Below are 21,251 nucleotides of genomic sequence, written 5' to 3' on the forward strand. Positions count from 1 at the left end.
GGGCCTTGAGCTACCAGGACGCCGCGCTGCATTCCGGCGATCTCTATCGCTTCGACGGCTGGGTGCGGATGGGGTGCTCGCGCAGCGGCGTCGATCCGCGCACCGGCCGGAAGGGTCACGCCAAGGTCATCTGGGGCTGGTGCGACGATGCGGGCGAACGGCGAGAGCGTTCGTCGCGGCCGGAAGCAACCCGTCTTGCGGGCGGCCGCCGCGCGTCCGGGTGGCCGGGCCTTGCGATTTCGTTCGAGCCACGTCGCGTTCCGGGCCCGGGAGCGCCGGAGGACGATCTTCGCGTTCCTCGATCACGATGCGAGCGGAGCGGTCGCTGGAGCCTCGGGCCCTCCGGCTTCAGCCGGGAAGGATCGGCTGTCGGTCCCGCCACTCTCGCCAGGCTGTGCGGGCGTTCTCGACGGGGGCGGCTGAAGGGAGAGCGGCGGTTCTCGTCGTCTGGCGGGCGATCTCTGGCGTGGCTGGCCGGCCGGGTGGCGCGGCGAGGGGATGCTGGGGCGCCGGGATGCGCTGTTGTGTTGCGCGGGGAGGGGAGCCGGGGCGCAGTTGTCCCGCGTCCTTCGCGGTGGTGCGATCGGCGCCCGGGGCGGGTCTCGACGGGGCCTGTCTGACCGAAGGGCGCCGGCAGGCCGGCTCGATCGGCGCCGCAACGCCCGCTGGCGACTTTCTTCCCCTGCTTCGCTGCGCTCGCATTCCTCGCGAACCAAGAAAGCCGCCTCTGGCCGTCCTCCACTGGCGTTCCGGCCCCTGTCGGGGTGCGGGCCGCCCGCCTCCGGTCTCACGACAGCCATCGAGACCGCGACGGGCGCGGTCCGGACAAGCGAAAGGACCAAGACCATGGCGACCATCGGCAGCTTCACCTCCACCGACAACGGCTTCACCGGCACGAGCGCCGCAATGGCAAGAGTTCTCAACGCCCGCATCGTCGGCCGCCGCGCCGGACCGGGTCAACGCTACATCGGTCGCCCGGATCCGCTCGGCAATCCGTTCGTCATCGGCCGCGACGGCACACGCGCCGAGGTGATTGCGAAATATGCGGAATGGGCGCCGAGGCAGCCGCACATCATGGCCGCACTGCCGGATCTGGTCGATACCGATTTCATCTGCTGGTGCGCGCCCTTGCCGTGCCACGGCGACGTGCTGCTGGACATGGTGCGGCGGTACGTCTGCGAAGAAGTCTGAGAGACAGTGGTGGAGCGGGCCTCGAGTCCGCTCCTTGAACCGAGCGGGTGGCGGTGCCGCAGACCACACTTTGGGACGGATTCGTCCACCGGCTCTACGCCGTATCATGGCTGCCCCGCGCGGGAGGGCCGAGCGTTCAAGGCCGCCATCCGCTGAGCGTCGATCCAGGCGAGAAGACTGTCCGACGAAGCTCCGCAGCGAGCGCGGCGATGGCCGCGGTTCCCTCGGCGGGAAACCCGATCGACATGCCGGTCTCCAGCGAGAAGCGGCCATGGCGGAGATCGCCCTGGGTCAGGAACTGTTCGGCTTCGGCGCCCACGAGTAGGTAGTCGGGGTGCTTGTTGCGAATGATCGAGGCGACGTCCTTTTGGAAAAGAGAGATTGGATCGATCATGCGGCATGGTCGTTCGCAGCCGCCTCGAGCTGCCGCACGGAATCAAGAATGGCGTCGAAGGCCGGGGGCTCTCCGAAGATCATGCCCGCGGTGTTGGCGTAATCGCGGCGCAGGGCATCGGTCATGCCTTCGACTGGCGCAAGGGCAAAGCTGCCGGGTTGCGCCGATGCAAGGTCGTAATCCGGCCGGTCAAAGAACATTCGCGCGTGCCGGACGCAGTCCTGCGCAAGGTCCAGGTCGGCCAGGGCTGCTCGCCCGACCTCAGAGCCAAGGAGCTGGTGGAGGTCGTAGTAGTGGCGGGAGATGCGCTGGCCCTCCTGGCGCAGAACGCCGCGCCGCTCGTACCAGCGTCTCAGGCCGTGAGCGATCACCACCTTGTCCCAGAAGGTCCGGCCGGCTTCGATGGTAGTCACGTCCGGGACCGACAGATCGAGATCGGGCGTTTCTTCGGCGATGTAGGGTCGCAGCGTGACCGGCCGGTTGGGATCGAGCGCGGATTTCGCGCCGGACTCGATCCGCACGGCCGGGCGCACATAGGTATCGTCCCGTGGTTCGACTTCAGGATACCAGACGAGCAGCGTTTGCCGGTCCGGGTCGGCCGCATCGACCTCGACGCGACCGGCCCCTTCTGTGGTGTCGGCGAGGAGTGCGGCGAGGCTCTCCCGGAGAGGTCCCGTGACATAATCGCGGCAGGCGTCGCGAATCGCATCGAGCCGCGCTCGGCGCCTCTTCCCCGACAGCGCCTCGAGCTCTTCGACGCTCGCGGCCCGATCGAGATCGTCGCGGAAGACCGTGACGTCGATATCCTCGGAGAAGCGCTCGATCAGGCCGTAGGCCTTCGAGAGCGATGTGCCGCCCTTGAAGAGGAGACGCGGCCGGTCGACCGGGAGGCGCTTGTAGAGCGCGTCGAGCGTCCAGCAGACCCAGAAGTCTTTCTCGACGTTGCCGACAGGTGCGCCGAGCCGGTTGGCCGTGCTGAGGAAGAGGTCGAGACGATCCCGCGCCGGGGCGCGAACGACGGTGGTGTAGGCTTCGGCCGTCATGGGGGCGGGCCCTCGCCGACGATCATTGGCCGAAGAAACTCCTGCATCCAGATGGGCAGCGCCGACAGGCCGTCGCGTAGATCGTCGCGAATCGCCCGACCGTGCTTCGGATCTGCGAACAGACTGCGAAGGATCTCGGTGACGCGGGTGCGTTCGTCGTCGTGGCTCAAGACGTCCTGCAGCCAGTGAAGGGCCTGGACCACCCGCATCGCTGGCCGCCCGGCCCAGTAGAGCCGGCTCGCGGCGGCGGGCTTGAAGTGGATTTCCTGCTTGCCGAGTTGGATGGGCTTGAGGCGAGCATCGACGAGGACCTCGATGCGTGCGGGAACGGCGGTGGTGAGGCCGAGGTCGTTTGCGGCGGTCATGCCGTCGACAATGAAGCGGGCCTTGTCGCGGCGGGCGACGGCACGGGTCACGGCACGATAGTCAGGAACGGTGGGCCGGGCGGTCAAGCTGTTGATGCCGGGGCGGTCATAGAGGCCGCGGTCGATACGCCGGAGTTCGCCAGCAGCAGTCAGGCGCTGGAGGGCCTTGTCGATCGCATCCCGGCTGGCGAGATCGGCGAAATCGCTGGGCGTCCAGACATCGCCGGGCTGCTCTGCGATGCGGGCGAGCAATCGGCTGCGCAGATCAGGTTGGGCTTGGGCGGCAAGCGACGGCATGTCCGAAGTATGCCGTATTCTTCGGACAAATGAAAGTCTGTCCGAAACATGCTACATTTTTCGGACTCATCCGGTTGCGAATCCAGCTTGACCTCGGCCCGGCCAAGGGTCACGGGGAAGACATGCTCACCCGATCCAGCCGCTTCGGGACCGAAAATGCAATGTCGCGCCATTCGCCAAAAATGGACGTCGCGCAGGGCCGGGACAAGCAGCGCTCCGGCTTCGAACCCCCTCGCTTTGGCTGGGCGGGCCGCTCGTTCCGAGCGGACGGCTCTATGCGCTGACGCGACCGAACCCGCTGGCGCGGTTTCGTCCGATGCCGGTGACGATCCTCCCGCGGAGAAGCGGCACCGTCGCGGTTCGCCGGCGAACGGAGGCGGCCGCCGCACCGCCGCAGGGCCGGCGGGCGCCGGCAAGCGGACCTCGCCCTTCGGGCTCGGGGTCTCTTCTCTCTGACGGCCCATTGTGCACCCGCCGCTCCGGCGTCAAGGACGGGCGGTGCCCCCAATTTCGCCTGCGCTGCGCTCCGACGAAATCGGCTCCTCCACCCGTCGGCGCTGCCGGTCGCTGCCGCGATCCCTGACCCCTCGCGGCTACGGTGCGGCCCTCCTTCCGTCAGAAAGACGAAAGGAGAGTTTGATGTCCAATGTCGATTTCCTCGGGCTCCACGCGAGCGCCGCCGGCTTCCGGATCATGGTGCTGGCCAACCGCCTCGGTTGCACGGACGAACGAGAGCGTGCGCTGCACGACTGGCTGGAACGGCAGCTCGCCGAATTCATCGGCTTCGCCCGTGCCGCTCTCGCGGCGGAACGCCGGTTCATCCTCAACACCGATCCCGGCAAGGCGCAGGCGCTGGGCGAGGACGTCTGGTACTACGAGGAGACCTTCATACCCTACTGGTGCGAGGGTGCCTTCGATCTTCGCGATCGCGTGCCCGTGGAGATGCAGGCACTGCACGGCATCCTCGACCGGATCGACCAGGAGCTCGGCATCTTCGTCACCGCGAGAAACCTGATCCTCCCGGGCGACCCGCGCCCGGTATACCCGGACTGGTTCGATGAAGACGAGGACTGAAGATCTGAACGACAGGCGGCGCTCGCCGCCTGTCGTCCTTTCCGTCCGAAGCAGGGCCGGCCGGATCGACCGCTCGGCCTTGCTGCCGAAGGGAGGGCCGCGTCGCCCCTCTCGCCGGCGACGGCATCGCAATCCGTCTCCGCATCTAGCGCGCCGTTCGGATGGAAATGGATGGATTATCGGTGGTCTCGCTCAACACGGCGACCTTGCGCATCACGCTGGAGATCCTGGCCCTCATCGCCGTGATCAACGGGGTTCGAGGGCCTATGGCGCGCTCGGCCGGATCGCGCCCGAACGCCTGTCGAGCCTGCGCCGTCCGATCGCCGTGCGACGACGGATCAGGGATCCTGGCGGTAGAAGAGCACGCGGCCGGTCGGTACGAGCTGCTCGACGAGGTCGAGATCCGCGATGTTGCGCGAAAGCAGGGTGAAGCCGCTTTCCATGGCCTGAAGGTACAGCACGACATCGTTGAAGAGAGGCTGGCGATCGGTTTTCGCCGTTCCGCGCAGGCGGGCGAGAATGCCGGTGACGATCCCTGCTTCCGCCAGCACGCGCACACTCGGTGCGGTCAGGCGCCGGGCTGGAACGGCCAGGATGGTCGCCTTGATCGAAGAGATGACGGTCGCCGTCTCGGGATGAGCTGGATCGAGGCGGCCGAGGGGATGAGCCAGTTCGGCCAGCGCGACGGCCGAGTGATTGACCTGCCGGGAGATCAGCAGGGCCGTCACGACCGGCGGCAGGCGGTCCTGCAGCGCGTCGATGTACACGGTCGTGTCGAGCAGGAGCGCCGGGCCGGCTGCAGGCGCGGACGCTGCAAATGCCAGTTCGTCGTCATCCCGCCGGGCAAGCGCATCGACGCGCTTCTCGGGCTTCAGCCGGCGCAGCGCGCCGGCAAGATCAAAACTCAAGGTCGACGTCTTTGGCGATCGAGCCCTTCAGCGCGAGGAGCCGCTCGGTGAAATCGTCTTCGAGAGCGACTTTCGCGAGCGCATATTCGAGCAGGTCGTTGCCATCAAGGCCGGAGCGCGCGGCAGCGGCGGCGAACAACTGGTCGTGCGCCCGCCCCGAGATGCGCTTTCCTTTACGACCGGACAGCAACCCCGCAGAGGCCACGGTGTCGAGGGTCGCCGCGACCCGGCGGGCCACGATCTCACGCGAAACGGGCGGTACCACGACCTTTGGGTCGCTCTCATGCATGTCCCTGGTCTCCAACATAGTCTCCATGTGTGCAGGACAAATAGGCGATAGTGTCATGCAGCGCAAGGCGGCTCGCTGGCTCGCCGGCTCGGTTGCGGACTCGTGATCTGCGGGATGGCCGCGCCTCGAACTCCATCGGGATGGGCGGAACGTCGCCGGGGTGAGGACCGGCCCAGCGTGGCGAGGGATGGGATCGTCGCGTCGTTTCCCTTCGCTTTTCGACCTCGACCTGCTCGACGGGGCCGGCTGAAGGGAGAGCGGCGGTTCTCGTCGTCTGGCGGGCGATCTCTGGCGTGGCTGGCCGGCCGGGTGGCGCGGCGAGGGGATGCTGGGGCGCCGGGATGCGCTGTTGTGTTGCGCGGGGAGGGGAGCCGGGGCGCAGTTGTCCCGCGTCCTTCGCGGTGGTGCGATCGGCGCCCGGGGCGGGCCTCGACGGGGCATGTCTGACCGAAGTCCGCCGGCAGGCCGGCTCGATCGGCGCCGCAACGCCCGCCGGCGACTTTCTTCCCCTGCTCGCTGCGCTCGCATTCCTCGCGAACCAAGAAAGCCGCCTCTGGCCGTCCTCCACTGGCGTTCCGGCCCCTGTCGGGGTGCGGGCCGCCCGCCTCCGGTCTCACGACAGCCATCGAGACCGCGACGGGCGCGGTCCGGAACGCGAAAGGCACAGGACCATGGCGACCATCGGCAGCTTCACCTCCACCGACAACGGCTTCACCGGCACGATCCGCACCCTCACCCTCAACGTCCGGGTCAAGCTGGTGCGCATCGAGCGGCCCTCGGACCGCGGCCTGCACTTCCGCGTCTTCGCGGCGGGCAACGTCGAGCTCGGGGCCGGCTGGCAGCGCCAGAGCGAGGAAACGGGCCGGGACTACGTCTCGATCAAGCTGGACGACCCGAGCTTCCCGGCGCCGATCTACGCCAACCTCGTCGAGGTGGAGGGTGAGGACGCCATGCAGCTGATCTGGTCTCGCCCGAACCGGGATTGAGCCGAGGCGTAGCATCAGGCGGCGGAGACCGACGTCACCGCCGTCTCCGTCTCAACTTCGACGTGTTCTTAACGATGCGCGTGTTTCGTGGGCATCAGCGCAGAGCGTTCGGCACTCAGAGCTATGCCTTTTAAGGTTCGTTTATATTAACTATATCCTTGCAATGAGCGAAGCATTGCAAGGATCCGATCCAGTCTGGTCTGCCGTCATTGAACGGTTCGAGAACTATGCGCCGACGAGCCTGATGGCCCGCACGGCCTTGGAACACGCGCTGCCGGCCGGCTGGATCGACGAGGTGTTCGAGCAGCATCGCCAGCGGCAATACACGCGGGAGTTGCTGTTCTCCACTGTCGTCAGGCTGACGATGCTCGTCGCTCTCGGCCTGCGCTCGTCGTTGCACGCCGCTGCGCGCGAAGCCGAAGACCTGACCGTCTCGCTGCCCGCCCTCTACGACAAGGTCAACCGCACCGAGCCCGACCTGCTGCGCGCCCTCGTGCGCGGCAGCGCGACCCGACTGGCCCCGGTGATGACCGCGGCGGGCACCGGCCATCCGAGCCTGCCGGGCTACGCACTGCGCGTGCTGGACGGCAACCATCTGCCCGGCAGCGACAAGCGCCTGAAGCCTCTGCGCGCGCATCGCGGCGCCGCCCTGCCGGGGCAGACCCTGGTCGTCTACGATCCCGATACCGGCCTGGCCGTCGATCTGGTGGCGGCCGAAGATGCTTATGCCGACGAACGGGCGCTGGCCCGGGCCCTCCTGGACGCTGCCGCGCCCGGTCAGGTCTGGGTCGCCGATCGGCACTTCTGTGTCCGGACCTGGCTGCAGGGTCTGGTTGAGGCAGGCAGCCACTTCGTGGTGCGTCGGCACGGCAACCATCCCCGCCTGGGCGCGCAGGGGGATTGGCAGGCGTGCGGCTCCTGCGAGACCGGCACACTGTGTGAGCAGAGCATTACGCTGGAGGGGAGCGGCGATGCGTGGCGGCGCATCGCGCTGAGCTTGACGGCGCCAACGACGGAGGGAGACCGGACGATCTGGCTGTGGAGCAACCTGCCGGCGAGCGTCAGTGCGGCGCAGATCGCGCAGGTGTATCGGCGACGCTGGCGGATCGAGGGTCTGTTCCTGCAGATGGAACGGGTGCTGCACAGCGAGGCCGGTCGCCTGGGTCGTCCGCGGGCGGCCCTGCTGGGGTTTGCCGCTGCCGTTCTGGCCCACAACGTGCTGAGCCTGCTGAGCGCGTGCATCGAGCAGGTGCACGGGCCCGAGCCGCGGGTCTCGGTGTTCCACCTGAGCCGTCAGATCGGTGCCGGCTACGAGGGGCTGATGGTGGCGCTCGGACACGGCTCTGTGTTGACGGGCCAGGAGGATGCGGCGAGCGTCGCGGCCCGCTTGCTCGCCTTGGCGGAGCGGGTCGACCCAGGGCGGATTGCAACCAGCCCGCGTGGTCCCAAGCGCAAGGTCGACAAGCCCTATGTAGCGGCGGCTACGGCCCGAAAACACGTCGCCACCGCCAGGGTCCTCGAAAAGGCCAAGCTAATGGCTAAGAAAACACCTTAAAAGGCATGGCTCTCAGAGCCCGTCCGAGAATGGGTTGAGTGATCGGGGCGAGGCTGATTCCAGAAGGTATCTGACGCCTGATCTGGAAGCGCCATGTGGACCCCGACCACCCGATGGCAGCATAGCCGCAACCACTTGCGATACGAAACCGACCTGACGGATGCCGAATGGGCGATCGTCGAGCCCATGTTGCCGACAGGATGTTCGCGAGGTCGTCGCCCGGCCTGGCCAACGCGCGAGATCCTGAACGCGATCTTCTACGTCCTGCGGGGCGGCATTCCCTGGCGGTTGATCCCCAAAGACTTGCCGCCCAAGAGCACGGTGTTCGATCATTTCAGCCGTTGGCGCGACGCAGGCGTGTTCGTTGGCATCAACCACCGCCTCGTCATGATGGACCGCGAGCGGGTCGGGCGCGAGGCCTCGCCCAGCGCTGCCGTGATCGACAGCCAGAGCGTGAAGACCACCGAAGCCGGCAGGCCGAGAGGGTATGATGCTGGAAAGAAGGTGAAAGGCCGCAAGCGCCAGGTCATGGTCGATACGGACGGACGCGCCCTTGTTCTCGATCCTCAACCCGCCAGCGTCCAGGATCGCGACGGTGCCATTCCGCTCTTGCGCCTGTCGCGGCGTTCTTTCCCTTTCGTGACGAAGGCTTTTGCCGATGCGGGCTTTGCCGGTGAGAGGCCACGTACCGCCACGCTGATCGACATTGAGATTGTGCGGAAGGCACCAGATCAGGTCGGCTTCGCCGTCCATCCAAGACGCTGGGTCGTGGAGCGCTTCTTCGCATGGATCAGCCGCAACCGGCGCCTTTGGAAGGATGCCGAGGCCACCCTCGCATCCGCCGCGGCCTTCCTCTACGCCGCCTCCGTCATGACCCTTCTGCGCCGTATCGCTCGGGCACCATGAATTCCCGGACGGACTCTCAGGCGCCATGCGACCTGTTCAAATGACGTAATTCTACAAGAAAAAGAGGCTGCTTTGAGTTCCGCTGCCAGTTTGACCGACAGCGACATCGGCCTGATCATGGGAATGATTTCTACATATCCCGAGCTGTCCAACCAGGAAATCCTGTCGTATTTCACCCGACCGGGCCGCGATATCAATCACCGCGTCATCGCCGAAATTCGAGGCGGCGGCCACCGACGTCCTGGGGTCCATCCGGCCATCGGGGTGGAAGTCGATCTGTTCATATCGGACTCGCTCAACCATCCTTGGCTGAGTCCGTCTGTCTTCGTTCACCGGTCCATCCGCCTGCCCGCCTCGCCATGGCGCCTGATGCTGAACTGGTGGCCGGTCGGGCAGGGCCTCTTCTCCTCGGGGGCGGTCGTCGGCGAGCGAGGACCACCTCTCAACTGGGTCTACGATTGCGGAACGACCTCGACCAAAGCACTGTTGGACAAGGCGCTTCGCAACTTCTTGCGGCAGCAGGACGCGATCGGGGCTTCACGGAACCGATTGTGCGTGCTCTCGCACTTCGATCAGGATCACGTGAGCGGGATTGTCCGCCTCATCGACCGTATGCCGGTGACGACCCTGCTCCTGCCGTACGTCCCCCTGTGGCAGCGGCTGGTGATCGCCCTGGAGCAGGGCATCGAAGCTGACGATCCTTTCTTCGACTTTTTCCTGGATCCGGTTGCCTATCTTGCCGGTGGTGGTCGAGAGGGCCGCATCGGGGAGATCGTCTTCGTGCCGGGTTCGGGGCCGGACGACTTGCCGTCGCCCGAACCGGAGGATTTCGAAGGGGGACCCTCAGGCGGCGAGATCGATCTGAAGGTGGAGCAGGGAGACCCGCCGGAGGATGCATCGAGTGACCCCGCAGCGACCTCGCATGCCGGTGTTCATGTCCGCTTCTTGCGCCCGGGCGGGCGGGTTCTCGCGCTGCTCCTGTGGGAGTTCGTTCCGTACAACGATGCCAGTCTGTCTCCCAGGGCGACGCCGGCCTTCCTGGCTGCGGCAGCCCCTCTTGTCACGACCCTGCGTGATGATCCGGCCAACCGTGCGCAGGCCTTGTCCGACCTCAAAACGCTCTACGATCGCCATTTCGGATCGACGTCGGAGCTTCGCAACTTGATCTCCTTGTTTCTGTATTCCGGCCCCCTTGGGAGACTACGCCCACAGTCCGGTCTTCTCGAAGGGCAAAAGGCAACCCAATCCTCGCAGTTCGGTCGATGCGCTCAGATCTACACGGGCGATGGAACGCTGGATGCCGGCCCGCGCTTCGATGCGTTCGAGCGCTTCTTTTCCAGAGGCGGAAGGTTGGCCCGCACGGCGTTCTTTCAGGTCATGCATCACGGGTCGAAGCGCAACTGGCATCGGGGGATTGCCGCGAAGGTCCAGCCGTCCATCAGTCTCTTTTCCTCCGATCCAGCACACCGAAGTTTCCGCCATCCGCATGCCGAAGTGCTCCGGGACTTCTGGCCGTATGGGGCTGTCCAGATCGATCGGGAGCGGGGCTACCGCTTCGATTGCTGGATGTCGGCTTGAGGGCCGAGGCCGGTCATGACGCGGCATCGATGGCGGGCAAGGGAGGCGCCCCGCTGCTTGACGAAGCCCTAATCCAACCCCAATGTATGGGTCGAATTGAGGGAGTTGCTATGGCCGAGCTCGCATTCACCGCAGCCGAAGCGGCCTTCGTTCTCCGTGAGCCTCTGAGGCAGGTCAAGAAGGCTCTGGACGCCGGGCCCGTCCAGGCGAAGCTCGTGCGAAAGGCGGGAGGATCGGTTCGAGCCGTCGAATGGACGGATTTGATCTACCTGTATGCCGTTCGCGCGCTTCGCGAGGAGTTGACGCCGAAGGCGAGGAACGAGTTCTACCATGCCCTCTGGCAGTTGCCCGTCGAGGACGCCCGCGAGGTTCGCTTCGGACATCTCAGCATCTCGATCGGCGAGTTCAAAGCGGAGCTCGAGGCCCGAACACATGAACTCGCCGTGCTGGCAGAGAGGGTCGAGTTCCGCGTCAATGGCGACGCCGTGCTGAAGGAAAGCGGCGTCGAGGTCCATCGGATCGCAGCGCTTCTTGGCGGAGGGATGAGCCCCGATGAGATCCGTGAGGACTACCCCTCTCTGACCCTCGAGGCGATCGCCGCTGCGAAGGCCTATGCCGATGCTCACCCGAAGCCTGGTCGCCCCTATCCGGGTATGACGGCCAAACGCGCCTTGCGCGGAGCGGGCCTCGAAGCCCTCGACGAGGTGCTCGACGAGGCATGAGATACCTCCTCGACACCAATGTCTTTCGCGAGATCGGCAAGACCGAGCCGCATAAGATCGCCTCACAGAACCGTCTGATCTGGTTGAGCGTGATGAGGCTGGCAGCAAGGCTGGTGAAGGCTTCGTAGATGTCGGCTCGGCGCTCGTATCGGATGGGCAGGCGGCGGAAGCGGTTGAACCAAGCGTGGGTGCGCTCCACGACCCAGCGGTGGCGGCCGAGCCTTTCACTGCTCTCGATGCCCTTGCGGGCGATGCGGGGCACGATCCCGCGCGCCCGGCATTCCTGCCGACGCGCCTTGGCGTCGCAGGCCTTGTCGGCATGCAGCTTGTTGGGGCGTCGGCGCGGTCGGCCGCGCCGGCCCGTGCTCAGCGGCGGGATGGCATCGAGGGTCGGCGCCATCTGCGGGCTGTCGTGCCGGTTGGCACCCGTCAGCCTCAGGCCGACCGGCGTGCCGCGGGCGTCGGTGACGAGGTGGCGCTTCGTGCCCGGCTTGCCCCGATCCGTCGGGTTCGGGCCGGTGGCAGTCCCCCCTTTTTAGCCGGGACAGAGGCACTGTCCAGGCTCGCCCGCCGCCAGTCGATCTCGCCGGCCGCGTGCAAGCGCTCCAGCAGCACCTGATGCAATTGCGCCCACACGCCGGCCTCCTGCCAATCGCGCAGGCGGCGCCAGCACCTCATGCCGCAGCCGCAGCCCATCTCGGCCGGCAGCATCTCCCACGGCAGGCCCGACCGCAGCACGAACAGGAGGCCGCTGAGCGCGGCACGGTTCTCGATCGGAGGCCGGCCCCCTTTCGGGCGCGGAAACGGGACGTGTCGGGATCGTCCACCATGTCGAGGACGATCCAGTCCTGCGAGTAGGTGTTGCCCGACATGGCGATGCCGAGACCCTCGCGAATGGGGCTGCGGCCGCCGTCGCAGGCGAGCATCCAATCGGCGGCGATCTCGCGTGTGCGTCCCTGGGGGTCGGTGACGTGGACCACCGCCCCGTCCCTGGACCTGCCGACCCTTGCGACATCGCTGCCGAAGAGGAGGCTGTCGGGCGCCTGCTCCTCCAGCCGGTCCCGCAGCGCCTTCTCCAGCTCGGGCTGGTAGATGTACTGCCGCTTGGCGAAGCCGTAGGTCTGCGGCCCGGCTCCGGTCTCGGCGATGCAACGGCCGGCATCGTCGAGATACTTCGAACCGACCGCCTTCATCGTGGAAGCGACGTAGCTCTTGTCGAGACCGAAGGTCTGAAGGGTGCGCGCGCCCTCGTCGTCCAGCACGATCGCCCGCGGCAGGTTCATCGGACCGGGCTCGCGGTCGAGCACCACGAAGTCGATGCCGTAGGTCGCCATGAGGTTCGCCGCCGTCAAACTGGTTGGGCCCGCCCCGACGATGGCGACCTTCGTGCGGGAAGGGTAGGTTGGCATCCTGCGAGCGTCCTCTGCCTGCTTTCGCTGGCAAGGAACCTGAAACGGCAGGCGGCATTCCGTCTACGCGGTGCGCGAAGCCGTCCGGCATGCGGACAGGCCGGCATGGAGGCTCGACGGTATCGAGCGCCTACGGCTGCTTCCGGTGCGTCGCGTTTCCGGGAAGCGCGATCCCGACCCGCCGCCCGGAATATGCGCCCTTCGTCGCGAGGTGATCCACGATCACCCTGGCGGCGTCCTCGTAGAAGATCGTCATCCGCGGCACCGAGCGGGCGAAGTTCAGCGAGGTGACGATGTCGGGGAGAAGGCGAGCCAGCGGCCAGCGGCGCACCGGCCAGGTCTCCGCCGAAAGGGTCAGGCCCCGCGTCGGCTCGCCGTCCGGCGCGTCGGTCATGGGGCCTGGGCAGAGCACCGACCAGTCGAGCACGGTCCGGCGGACGCGGTCGTAATTGATGCGATGTGCCCGATACATCGGAGGGACCTTCGGATAGGACAGCGTCATCCGGCCGGTGCCCGGAACGTCGAGGAGGGCGGCGCCGGCCATCATCCAGAAACGTCCGCCGCGGCCGAGGCTCGTCTCGGCCGCCTCGACGACGCGGTCGACCAACTCGATGTAGCCTGGATCGGTCAGGTAGCCCGCCGTGCCCACCGCCGCGTCGTGCCCGTCGATCGCCTCTGCGAGCGCGCGCGGGCAAGCGTGGTCCGCGACGCGCACCTCCACGCGGTCGGCCAGCGCCGGCGGCAGCCGCGAGGCCTCGCGCAGCACCGCGGTCACCGTGTGACCTTCGGCGAGCGCACGCGCCGCCACCCTCCGGCCGACATTGCCGCTCGCACCCAGAACACAGACCTTCATCCTCGCGTCTCCGCCGTTCCGTCCCGCATCATCCGCTCCGCGTCCAGCAACATGGCCCGCGTGCCGGCGGCCGTTCCCGCGCACATCACGACGCGGTCGGGCCGCAGCAACACCACCGATCCCGCGGCGAGCCTGCCTTCGAGCGCATCGTCCGCATCCCGATAGCCGGCGGGCGGGCATCGGGCGTGCGCCGGGACGATTTCGACGATCTCCGCCCCCAGTCGCGCCGCGAGAGTCCGGCCATCCGCATCCAGCATGACCGAGGGATCGCATCGGTAGCCGAGGCAGACGAGCCACGGACCGAACGCGTCGTCGCTCCGGACGCGGTCGCCGCCGGCGTCGCGCAACCAGACTTGCGGAAACGCTTCGCCGGCCCGCACCCGGCCGCTTCGCGATCCGCGCCGGAAGAGGCCTCGCGCGAACCGCGCGGGCGGACGCATTCCGAGCTGGTCGAGGTAGCGCCTCGCCGTCGGAAGAAGCCGCGCTCCCTTCAAGAGTCCGTGGACGACGATCCCCCCGAGGCGGCTGCGCGGGACGACGATCGCTCCGATCCGCCGGGCGAAGTCGATCATCGCCCTTGCGTGCGGGCGCCGCTCGGCATCGTAGCTGTCGAGGATGGCCTCCGGCGCCCGTCCGTGGACCACCGCGGCGAGCTTCCAAGCTAGATTGTGGCTGTCGCGCAGGCCCGAGATCAGGCCCTGGCCGACGAAGGGCGGCGTCACATGGGCGGCGTCGCCGGCGATCATGATCCGCCCCTTGCGGTAGGTCGAAGCCGAGCGGGCCTGGAACCGGTAGACCGCGCGGCGGTGGATGCGCACCTTCGCCAGGCCGCCCCACGGGGCGAGCACCCGGTCGACGGCCTCGTCGCGCTCCATCGCGGCGCGGGTCTCGCCGGGGCGCAGCTTGAACTCCCATCGCTGGCGGCCCATCGGCGCCGGCATGTGGGGTGTCGGACGACGCGGATCGCAGAGGAACTCGACATGGTCGATCCCGCCGTCCGGATTGTCCGCGTCGATCACCAGCCAGTCGTCGTCGTAGCTGCGGCCCCGGAAATCGATCCCGGCAGCCTTGCGCATGACGGAGTTCGCCCCGTCGCAGCCGACGACGCAGGACGGCGAAACGGCATAGTCGCCTCCGGGGCCCCGGAGGCGGACGGTGAGCTTACCCTCATCCTCTTCGTAGCCGAGAAGAGTGGTCCCGAGGCGAAGGTCGATCCGGTCGGGGTGATCGCGCAGACGCCGACGCAGCGCATCTTCCAGATCGGGCTGGTGGAAGGTGCTCTGTGCGGGATGGGTGTCGCGCTCGAAGCGCATGTCGGCGTCCGCCAGCAGGCCGAACCAGGGCGATCGAAGCCGGATGCGCGGAACGGCGACGGTGGCGAAATCGTCGCGCCCGATCCCGATCGACTGGAGGATGCGGAAGGCGTCGCTGTCGAAGGCGATGGCGCGGGGCAGTGGGTAGATGCCGGCCTCGCGCTCGATCAGGAGCACCCTGACGCCGAGGCGCGCGAGCATCAGCGCGAGCGTCGCGCCCACCGGCCCGCACCCCACCACCATCACCGGACAGGACCATCCGCGCTGCGACACCCGACGATTCCGATCCCTGTTGACCCTGATCATGATCGGGTCTATTTATACATCAATGTCTAATTCGGTCAACGACTGAGGAGTGCGGCCATGGTCGAGATGCCGCATGTCCTGCCGCGCAAGATCGCGGATGCCGCGTTGCGCGTGTTCGCCGAGCGGGGATCGGAACAGGCGTCGGTCAGCGAACTGGCGCGAGCCGCCAGCGTGACGCGGGCGACGATCTACAACAATTGTCCAGAGCCCGGCGCCATCTTCCAGATGGTGGCACGTCAGCTCGCGACGGAACTCCAGCAGAGCATCGCTTTCGCGAACCGCCCGGTCGAGGACCCCGCCGCCCGCCTTTCGGCCGGAATCGGGCATTTCCTGCGACGCGCCCACAAGGAGCCGGCCTGGGGAGGCTTCCTCGTCCGCTTCGCCCTGACCACAGAGGCCCTGCGCCCGATGCTCCTCGGGCAGCCGGCGCGCGACGTGATGGAGGGAATCGAGACAAGGCGGTTCACGATCGGCGCCGACCAGGTGCCCGCCGCCCTCGCCATGATCGGCGGCTCGGTCCTGTCGCATATCGCCCTGATGCAGGACGGCATGGTGCCCTGGCGCAAGGCCGCGGCCGACCTGTCGGAGTTCGTCTTGCGCTCGCTCGGGCTCGATGCCCGGGAGGCGCGCGAGATCGCACGGCGCGACCTGCCGGAGTTGGGGCTGTGACGGGCGGCAGCGCGGCTCCGGCGGCGGCCGGCGTGCCGGCGCTTCGCACCCTCGCCGACATCAAGCGCTTCGAGGAGGTCCCGCTTGCGGCGCGCCGGCTTCCCTCCTCGACCTACGAGATGCTGAAACGCGGCGCGGCCATCGCCCCCGACGCGCCGGCGCTGTCGTTCTTCCTGTCGGCCGACGAGTACCGCAGCCCGTTCGTGCTCACGCATCGCGAGCTGATGTCGCGGATCACCCGCACGGCCAACGCGCTGCGCCGGCTGGGGATCGGGCGCACCGACGTCGTGGCCTACATCCTGCCGAACCTCCCCGAGACCCACGACATCATCTGGGGCGGCGAGGCGGCGGGGATCGTGCTGGCCATCAACCCGCTGCTCGAAGCCGCGCAGATGCGCGAGCTGCTCGTCGCCGCCGGCGCGAAATGGCTGGTGACGCTGGAGCCGGCGCCCGGAACCGACATCTGGCAGAAGGCGAGCGCTGCGGCGGCGGACGCTCCCTCGCTGCAAGGCGTCCTAACGGTGAGCGTCGGTCCGTACCTCAAAGGGGTCAAGGGCGTGGCGTTCCGCCTCATCTCGCGTCTGCGCCGGCTCCGGGCGGGGAGGCTGGACGTGCGCCCGCTTGCCCGGGAGGTCGCCGGCGCGCTGGCCGACCGCCTGTCCTTCGCCGCGCCGGCATCGGGCGATGTCAGCTCGTACTTCTGCACCGGCGGAACGACGGGCCTGCCGAAGATCGCCCGACGCACCCACGGGTCGGAGGTCTACGACGCCTGGGCCGCCAGCGTCTTCGCCGGCGAGCTTCTCGGCCCCGGCCTCTCGGTGCTCTGCGGCCTGCCGCTCTTCCACGTGAACGGGCAGCTCGTGACGGGCCTTCTGCCCTGGTCGCGAGGCGCGGCGGTGGTGATGGCGACGCCGCAAGGCTATCGGGGCAAGAACGTCTTTGCCCGCTTCTGGCGGATCGTGGAGCGCTACCGCGTCTACTCCTTCTCCGGCGTGCCCACCGTCTATTCGGCCCTCCTGAACCAGCCGGTGGAAGGGGCCGACATCTCGAGCCTGCGCTTCGGCTTCTGCGGCGCGGCGCCGATGCCGGTGGAACTGTTCCGCCGGTTCGAGCGGGAGACGGGCATCCGGATCGTGGAGGCCTACGGCCTCACCGAAGCGGCGTGCGTCTCCTCCACCAACCCGCCGGAAGGCGAGTCCCGCATCGGCTCGATCGGGCTTCGCCTTCCCTATCAGGAGATGCGCGTCGTCCGGCTCGACGCCGAGGGCGCCTTCGCAGGCTTCGCGGCGCCCGAGGAGCCCGGCACGATCGCCGTCCGCGGCCCGAACGTCTTCGCCGGCTATGTCGAGAAGGCCCACGACGCCGGTCTCTGGATCGAGATCGAGGGCGAGCGCTGGCTGAACACCGGCGATCTCGGGCGGCAGGATGGCGACGGCTATTTCTGGCTGACCGGCCGCCGGAAGGAACTCATCATCCGCGGCGGCCACAACATCGATCCGCGCGTGATCGAGGATGCCGTACAGGACCATCCCGCCGTCGCGCTCGCGGCCGCCGTCGGCCGGCCCGACGCGCACGCAGGCGAGGTGCCGGTCCTTGTCGTCCAGTTGCGTCCGGGCGCCGCAGCCAATCCCGCCGGCCTGCTGGCGCATGCGGCATCCCGCATCTCCGAGCGAGCGGCGCACCCGCGCGAGGTGCTCGTCGTGCCCGCCATGCCGCTGACGCCGGTGGGCAAGATCTTCAAGCCGGCCCTGGTGATGGCCGAGATCGAACGGGTCGTGCGGGCCGAGGCGGCGGCGAACTCGGTCGAGTTGGCCGCCGTCGCGGTCGAGATGGACCGCCGCCGCGGCATGGTCGCGCGCGTCTCGGCCATCGGCGACCCCGCGAGGTTGAAGGCCGCTCTCGGGCGCTATTCGTTCGCCGTCGACCTCCAACCCGCAGAAGGCAGGTGACGCCATGGCCATCAATGTCCTGCGCTACCGCCATGGTCCGGACGTGCACTGGGGTGTCGTGCGCGCCGACGGCATCGTGCCTCTGGACGGGCGCTACGCCACCACAGGCGATCTTGCGCGAGAGGGTCGCGAAGACATCCGCGCGGCGGTGGCGCGGCCCGCGCTCCTCTCGTGCGACGCCGTCGAGACCCTCTCGCCGGTCACCGCGCCGGCCCGCATCCTGTGCCAGGGCGCCAACTACCGCCAGCACATGATCGAGTCCGGGATGGACCCGGACGAGAAGACCTTCAACATGTTCTTCGAGAAGTCGGACTGCACGCTGAACGACCCGTTCGGTACGGTCCGCCGCCCTGCGCACGTGCGCGCGCTGGACTACGAGATCGAGCTCGCCATCGTCTTCGGCAAGGCGATCCGGGAACCCGTGACGGTGACCGCGGAGAAACTCGCCGACTACGTCTTCGCGATCGCGGTCGCCAACGACGTGTCCGCACGCGACATCCAGATCCCGGAGACGCAGTTCTTCAAGGGCAAGAGCTATCGCGGCTTCTGCCCGGTCGGTCCGCACCTGACCGTTCTCGAACCCGGCGAGATCGATATCCTGAACCGTCTCGACCTCGAACTGAAGGTCAACGGCGCGCTCCGCCAGCACGACACGACGGCGAACCTCGTCTTCAAGCCGGCGGAGACGATCACCGAACTCTCGACCTTCTCCGACATCGCACCGGGCGACCTTCTCCTGACCGGCACGCCGAGCGGCTGCGCGCTCCGCGTGCCGCCGCCCTTCCTGCGCAAGCTCCTGCAGCTCGTCCTGCCGGAGAAGACGCTCTGGCGGATGTTCCGCGACGGGCAGGCCCGGCGTCCCGGCTATCTGCGGCCCGGCGACGTCGTCACGGCCTCGATCCGCAGCCCGGACGGGCGCGTCGATCTCGGCGAGCAGCGCGTGACGATTGCCGAGGCGAACCCGCCGGTCGACCGGATCGTGGCCTCGAAGCTGCAGCACCACGTCTTCTACGTCACCGACCTGGAACGATCGAAGGCCTTCTACCTCGACCTTCTCGACGTCCAGTTCTCGGCCCTGAACCACCCGGACAGCAGCGCGGCCATGCGTCTGTCCCATCAGCAGATGCACTTCTTCTCCTTCGGCCACTACCACCACGACATCTGTCTCGTGAAGCATCACCGGCTGACTCCGGACAACGGCTCGATGCTGTCCTTCTCGGTGGTCGCCCGCGACGCCGCGGCCTACTCCGCTATCCGGGAACGGGCGGCCGGAATGGGCCTTGCGATGCGGGAGGGACGACTTCTCGCCTCCGCCCGTTCGGCCGACGCCGCCTTTAGCGTGATGGACCCCGACGGCCACGCGGTCGAGATCCTACGGGAGGCCGCATGACCGCCCGCTCCGCCCCGCCCGCCAACGTCCTGCCGCGCATCGCGCAGCGCCTGTCGCCGCTCCTGAAGAGGCGGTGGGTGCGCGAGGCCATCCTCCTCTGGCCGACTCTGACCGGACGACGCTTCTCCAACAAGGCGAAGGACTATGGCGTCTTCGCGCCGTCGCGCGTCGAACGGCTCGGGCAGCTCGCGATCTACGTGCGCAGCATCGATCGCTCCCGCGCCTGGTACGAGCGCACGGCCGGCCTCGTCCACAGCCGCACCTGCGAGCCCGAGCCGCATCCGCTGAAGGCCGGCTGGACGGTGCGCGCCTGCTACATGAGCGCCCGCGACCACGCCGAATGCCTCGTGCTCCTGGAGGAGGCCGACCCGCAGGGACGCGTCTCGACGCCCACCGCGATGAGCTTCTTCCACACCGCCTTCGAACTCGCCGGCAACGGGACGGCCGACGTTCTCGCGTTCGCGCAGGAGCGCGTGAAGGCCGGCCAGGAACTGAATTACGGCCCCGTGCGCCACGACAACGAGCCGCCGCTCGGCGACGGCGAGACCGGCGGCAATGTCGCCTGCTACCTCTACGATCCGGACTGGAACAACGTCGAGTTCTGCGGCGCGATGGACACGATCGAGAACTATTGCTCGCGTTCTGGGGATCGGAAGGGCGAAGAGCGTACTTGATGGCAGGAACGGCGGCGGCCTGCTGGGCGACCCCTTCGACAGCATACGCAATCAGACCCGATGTTCGACTTCTTTTCCAGGCTCCCTCTGCAGGGACCCGGGACGGACGCCGACATGATCGCCGCTCTCGACATGATCGCACGCGATCTTCCCGATCGACCGACGAGGTCGATTTCGGCTGCGGCACCGGACGCTCGACCTTCGCGCTGGCGGATGCGCTGCCGGTCTCCCGCCTCTTCGGCCTCGACGCCACCCAAGTATTCGTCGATGCCATGAAGCGAGCGATCGCGGCGCGGGGCCTCTCGCACAGGATGGAGGCCCATGTCCGCCGCGTCCCGCAGCGCGTCGCACGCCATCGCCTGATGTTTGATCCCAGGGTTTGATGGTGCACTCTTCACGTTGGAGTGGAGGGACGCGCTATGGGCCAAGTTCTTCACGGCAGCGCCACCACGACGGAGGCAGTCCGTCGAGCGATCCAGCATAGTCAAGCGAGCCTGAGGGCGCTCTCGAAGCGCTACGGGATCAACCGGAAGACGGTCGCCAAGTGGCGGCAGCGGCCGATGCGATCCAGTAGGCGGCGGATGCCGCGTAGCCCGAGACATGGGCGAGCACGCGTTTCCGTCCCCGCATCGCGTAGATCTGGTCTGCGAGCGCGTTGATGCCGGTCGGCGAGCCGCCGGGTGAATCCACCAGCAGCATCACCGCACCGACGTTCGGGTCGGCCAAGGCGAGCCGGAGGTCGTTGGCGAGCATGGCCGCGGAGACGCCACAAGAGAACTCGGTGATGAGGTTGGCGCGCGGGAAGATCGGGCCGACGATCGGCACGATGGCAACGCCGTCGGCGGTCGTCACGGCATAGCGGGCGCCGTCGAGGCGACGGGCGGGGCCGCCGATGGTCGCATCAAGGTCGCGCTTGAACCACGCCTCCCCCTCGGCTGCACGCCGATCGGAGCGCTCCCCGCGGTCCAGGGTCACGATGCTCGCCAGGACGTGGAGGTAGTCGGGCCGGATCGCCCAGGGCTCGGCCAGAAGGGCGCGGTAGGCGCTGCTCATGACCGGTCGCCTTCCGCGCTCGCATGCCCGAGGGCGAAGCGTGCGGCCTTGTAGGCCTGGATCGCACCAACGAGCGCATCGAACTCGGCGCTCTCGGCGTCGCTGAAGGAGCGGGTACGCACCACTTCCGTCATCTCGTCGAGGCGGGCGAGGGCCTGACGGTGTTCAGCGTCGTTTCGGATCGTCATCGAAGCCTCGCTATGAAAGGGGGCGGCCGCGGCCCGGCCATACCCAGATCCAGGCCGCAGGCGCCTCGCCGAAGGGGAAGGACACCCTCCGACGATCTCGGGTCAGGCAGCCTGCCGACCTTGCTCGGCCAGCCATGCG

The 21,251-nt window shown here is 67.9% G+C and carries 21 protein-coding genes and 3 pseudogenes; 13 read left to right on the top strand and 11 right to left on the bottom strand.

Features of this window, described 5'->3' with window-relative positions; translation table 11 throughout:
- Positions 1-846 precede the first annotated feature (846 nt).
- Positions 847-1,191 carry a DUF4326 domain-containing protein gene (locus PGN25_05420; GenBank protein ID MEH3117052.1) on the top strand — a complete coding sequence of 115 codons (345 nt, stop codon included), beginning with the start codon at positions 847-849 and terminating at the stop codon, positions 1,189-1,191.
- A gap of 136 nt (positions 1,192-1,327) precedes the next feature.
- On the opposite strand, the gene PGN25_05425 is transcribed toward PGN25_05420, so the two are convergent.
- From PGN25_05425 to PGN25_05435, 3 genes are read right to left on the bottom strand one after another with little or no spacing between them, the layout of a single operon-like run.
- Positions 1,328-1,585 (bottom strand): hypothetical protein, encoded by a 258-nt coding sequence (locus PGN25_05425; protein MEH3117053.1) that lies wholly within the window; start codon positions 1,583-1,585, stop codon positions 1,328-1,330.
- The gene (locus PGN25_05430; protein ID MEH3117054.1) at positions 1,582-2,628 is read right to left on the bottom strand and encodes a nucleotidyl transferase AbiEii/AbiGii toxin family protein; all 1,047 of its coding nucleotides are present in this window, start codon (positions 2,626-2,628) and stop codon (positions 1,582-1,584) included. Before PGN25_05430 ends, PGN25_05425 begins: the two co-directional genes overlap by 4 nt.
- The gene (locus PGN25_05435) at positions 2,625-3,290 is read right to left on the bottom strand and encodes a DUF6088 family protein (protein ID MEH3117055.1); all 666 of its coding nucleotides are present in this window, start codon (positions 3,288-3,290) and stop codon (positions 2,625-2,627) included. Before PGN25_05435 ends, PGN25_05430 begins: the two co-directional genes overlap by 4 nt.
- A gap of 639 nt (positions 3,291-3,929) precedes the next feature.
- Here PGN25_05435 and PGN25_05440 point away from each other — a divergent pair.
- The gene (locus PGN25_05440) at positions 3,930-4,364 is read left to right on the top strand and encodes a hypothetical protein (protein MEH3117056.1); all 435 of its coding nucleotides are present in this window, start codon (positions 3,930-3,932) and stop codon (positions 4,362-4,364) included.
- A 338-nt stretch (positions 4,365-4,702) separates the two neighbouring features.
- On the opposite strand, the gene PGN25_05445 is transcribed toward PGN25_05440, so the two are convergent.
- A complete protein-coding gene (locus tag PGN25_05445) occupies positions 4,703-5,272 on the bottom strand; it encodes a hypothetical protein (GenBank protein MEH3117057.1) in 570 nt (189 codons plus the stop codon).
- Complete coding sequence (locus PGN25_05450; GenBank protein MEH3117058.1) at positions 5,262-5,561, bottom strand: hypothetical protein; 300 nt, start codon at positions 5,559-5,561, stop codon at positions 5,262-5,264. Before PGN25_05450 ends, PGN25_05445 begins: the two co-directional genes overlap by 11 nt.
- A gap of 671 nt (positions 5,562-6,232) precedes the next feature.
- On the opposite strand from PGN25_05450, the gene PGN25_05455 reads away from it, so the two are divergent.
- The 5 genes from PGN25_05455 to PGN25_05475 all read left to right on the top strand — a co-directional run bounded on the left by PGN25_05455 (position 6,233) and on the right by PGN25_05475 (position 11,308).
- Positions 6,233-6,547: a DUF736 domain-containing protein gene (locus tag PGN25_05455; protein ID MEH3117059.1), complete on the top strand. Its 315-nt coding sequence runs from the start codon at positions 6,233-6,235 to the stop codon at positions 6,545-6,547.
- 244 nt (positions 6,548-6,791) lie between these two features.
- The gene (locus PGN25_05460) at positions 6,792-8,102 is read left to right on the top strand and encodes an IS4 family transposase (protein MEH3117060.1); all 1,311 of its coding nucleotides are present in this window, start codon (positions 6,792-6,794) and stop codon (positions 8,100-8,102) included.
- A gap of 93 nt (positions 8,103-8,195) precedes the next feature.
- On the top strand, positions 8,196-9,008 hold the full coding sequence (locus PGN25_05465; GenBank protein MEH3117061.1) for an IS5 family transposase: 813 nt from the start codon (positions 8,196-8,198) through the stop codon (positions 9,006-9,008).
- 72 nt (positions 9,009-9,080) lie between these two features.
- A complete protein-coding gene (locus PGN25_05470; protein ID MEH3117062.1) occupies positions 9,081-10,586 on the top strand; it encodes a hypothetical protein in 1,506 nt (501 codons plus the stop codon).
- Positions 10,587-10,696: 110 nt separating this feature from the next.
- Positions 10,697-11,308, top strand: coding sequence for a DUF433 domain-containing protein (locus tag PGN25_05475; protein ID MEH3117063.1), 612 nt, complete (start codon positions 10,697-10,699; stop codon positions 11,306-11,308).
- Between the two features lie 64 nt (positions 11,309-11,372).
- Here the strand turns inward: PGN25_05475 and PGN25_05480 are convergent.
- From PGN25_05480 to PGN25_05495, 4 genes and pseudogenes are all read right to left on the bottom strand, one after another.
- A pseudogene (locus PGN25_05480) lies at positions 11,373-12,154 on the bottom strand (IS5 family transposase).
- A 5-nt stretch (positions 12,155-12,159) separates the two neighbouring features.
- A pseudogene (locus PGN25_05485) lies at positions 12,160-12,642 on the bottom strand (FAD-dependent monooxygenase).
- A gap of 205 nt (positions 12,643-12,847) precedes the next feature.
- Complete coding sequence (locus PGN25_05490) at positions 12,848-13,570, bottom strand: SDR family oxidoreductase (protein ID MEH3117064.1); 723 nt, start codon at positions 13,568-13,570, stop codon at positions 12,848-12,850.
- Positions 13,567-15,156, bottom strand: a complete 1,590-nt coding sequence (locus PGN25_05495; protein ID MEH3117065.1) for a bifunctional 3-(3-hydroxy-phenyl)propionate/3-hydroxycinnamic acid hydroxylase — start codon at positions 15,154-15,156, stop codon at positions 13,567-13,569. The genes PGN25_05490 and PGN25_05495 overlap by 4 nt, the downstream gene beginning before the upstream one ends.
- A 90-nt stretch (positions 15,157-15,246) precedes the next feature.
- Between PGN25_05495 and PGN25_05500 the strand changes: the two genes are divergently transcribed.
- From PGN25_05500 to PGN25_05525, 6 genes and pseudogenes are all read left to right on the top strand, one after another.
- Positions 15,247-15,858, top strand: a complete 612-nt coding sequence (locus tag PGN25_05500; protein ID MEH3117066.1) for a helix-turn-helix domain containing protein — start codon at positions 15,247-15,249, stop codon at positions 15,856-15,858.
- Complete coding sequence (locus PGN25_05505; protein MEH3117067.1) at positions 15,855-17,807, top strand: acyl-CoA synthetase; 1,953 nt, start codon at positions 15,855-15,857, stop codon at positions 17,805-17,807. Before PGN25_05500 ends, PGN25_05505 begins: the two co-directional genes overlap by 4 nt.
- A 4-nt stretch (positions 17,808-17,811) precedes the next feature.
- Entirely contained in the window at positions 17,812-19,197 is a 1,386-nt protein-coding gene (locus PGN25_05510) for a fumarylacetoacetate hydrolase family protein (protein MEH3117068.1), read from the top strand.
- Complete coding sequence (locus tag PGN25_05515) at positions 19,194-19,871, top strand: VOC family protein (GenBank protein MEH3117069.1); 678 nt, start codon at positions 19,194-19,196, stop codon at positions 19,869-19,871. Before PGN25_05510 ends, PGN25_05515 begins: the two co-directional genes overlap by 4 nt.
- On the top strand, positions 19,871-20,254 hold the full coding sequence (locus tag PGN25_05520; GenBank protein ID MEH3117070.1) for a class I SAM-dependent methyltransferase: 384 nt from the start codon (positions 19,871-19,873) through the stop codon (positions 20,252-20,254). The genes PGN25_05515 and PGN25_05520 overlap by 1 nt, the downstream gene beginning before the upstream one ends.
- Before the next feature lie 36 nt (positions 20,255-20,290).
- Positions 20,291-20,428, top strand: a pseudogene (locus PGN25_05525) (IS481 family transposase).
- Here PGN25_05525 and PGN25_05530 read toward each other — a convergent pair.
- Positions 20,394-20,570, bottom strand: a complete 177-nt coding sequence (locus PGN25_05530; GenBank protein MEH3117071.1) for an ATP-dependent Clp protease proteolytic subunit — start codon at positions 20,568-20,570, stop codon at positions 20,394-20,396. The pseudogene PGN25_05525 and the gene PGN25_05530 overlap by 35 nt on opposite strands.
- Before the next feature lie 350 nt (positions 20,571-20,920).
- Positions 20,921-21,112, bottom strand: coding sequence for a hypothetical protein (locus PGN25_05535; GenBank protein MEH3117072.1), 192 nt, complete (start codon positions 21,110-21,112; stop codon positions 20,921-20,923).
- Between the last annotated feature and the right edge of the window lie 139 nt (positions 21,113-21,251).

It is taken from the genome of Methylorubrum populi (genome assembly GCA_036946625.1).
GTDB classification, from domain to species: domain Bacteria; phylum Pseudomonadota; class Alphaproteobacteria; order Rhizobiales; family Beijerinckiaceae; genus Methylobacterium; species Methylobacterium populi_C.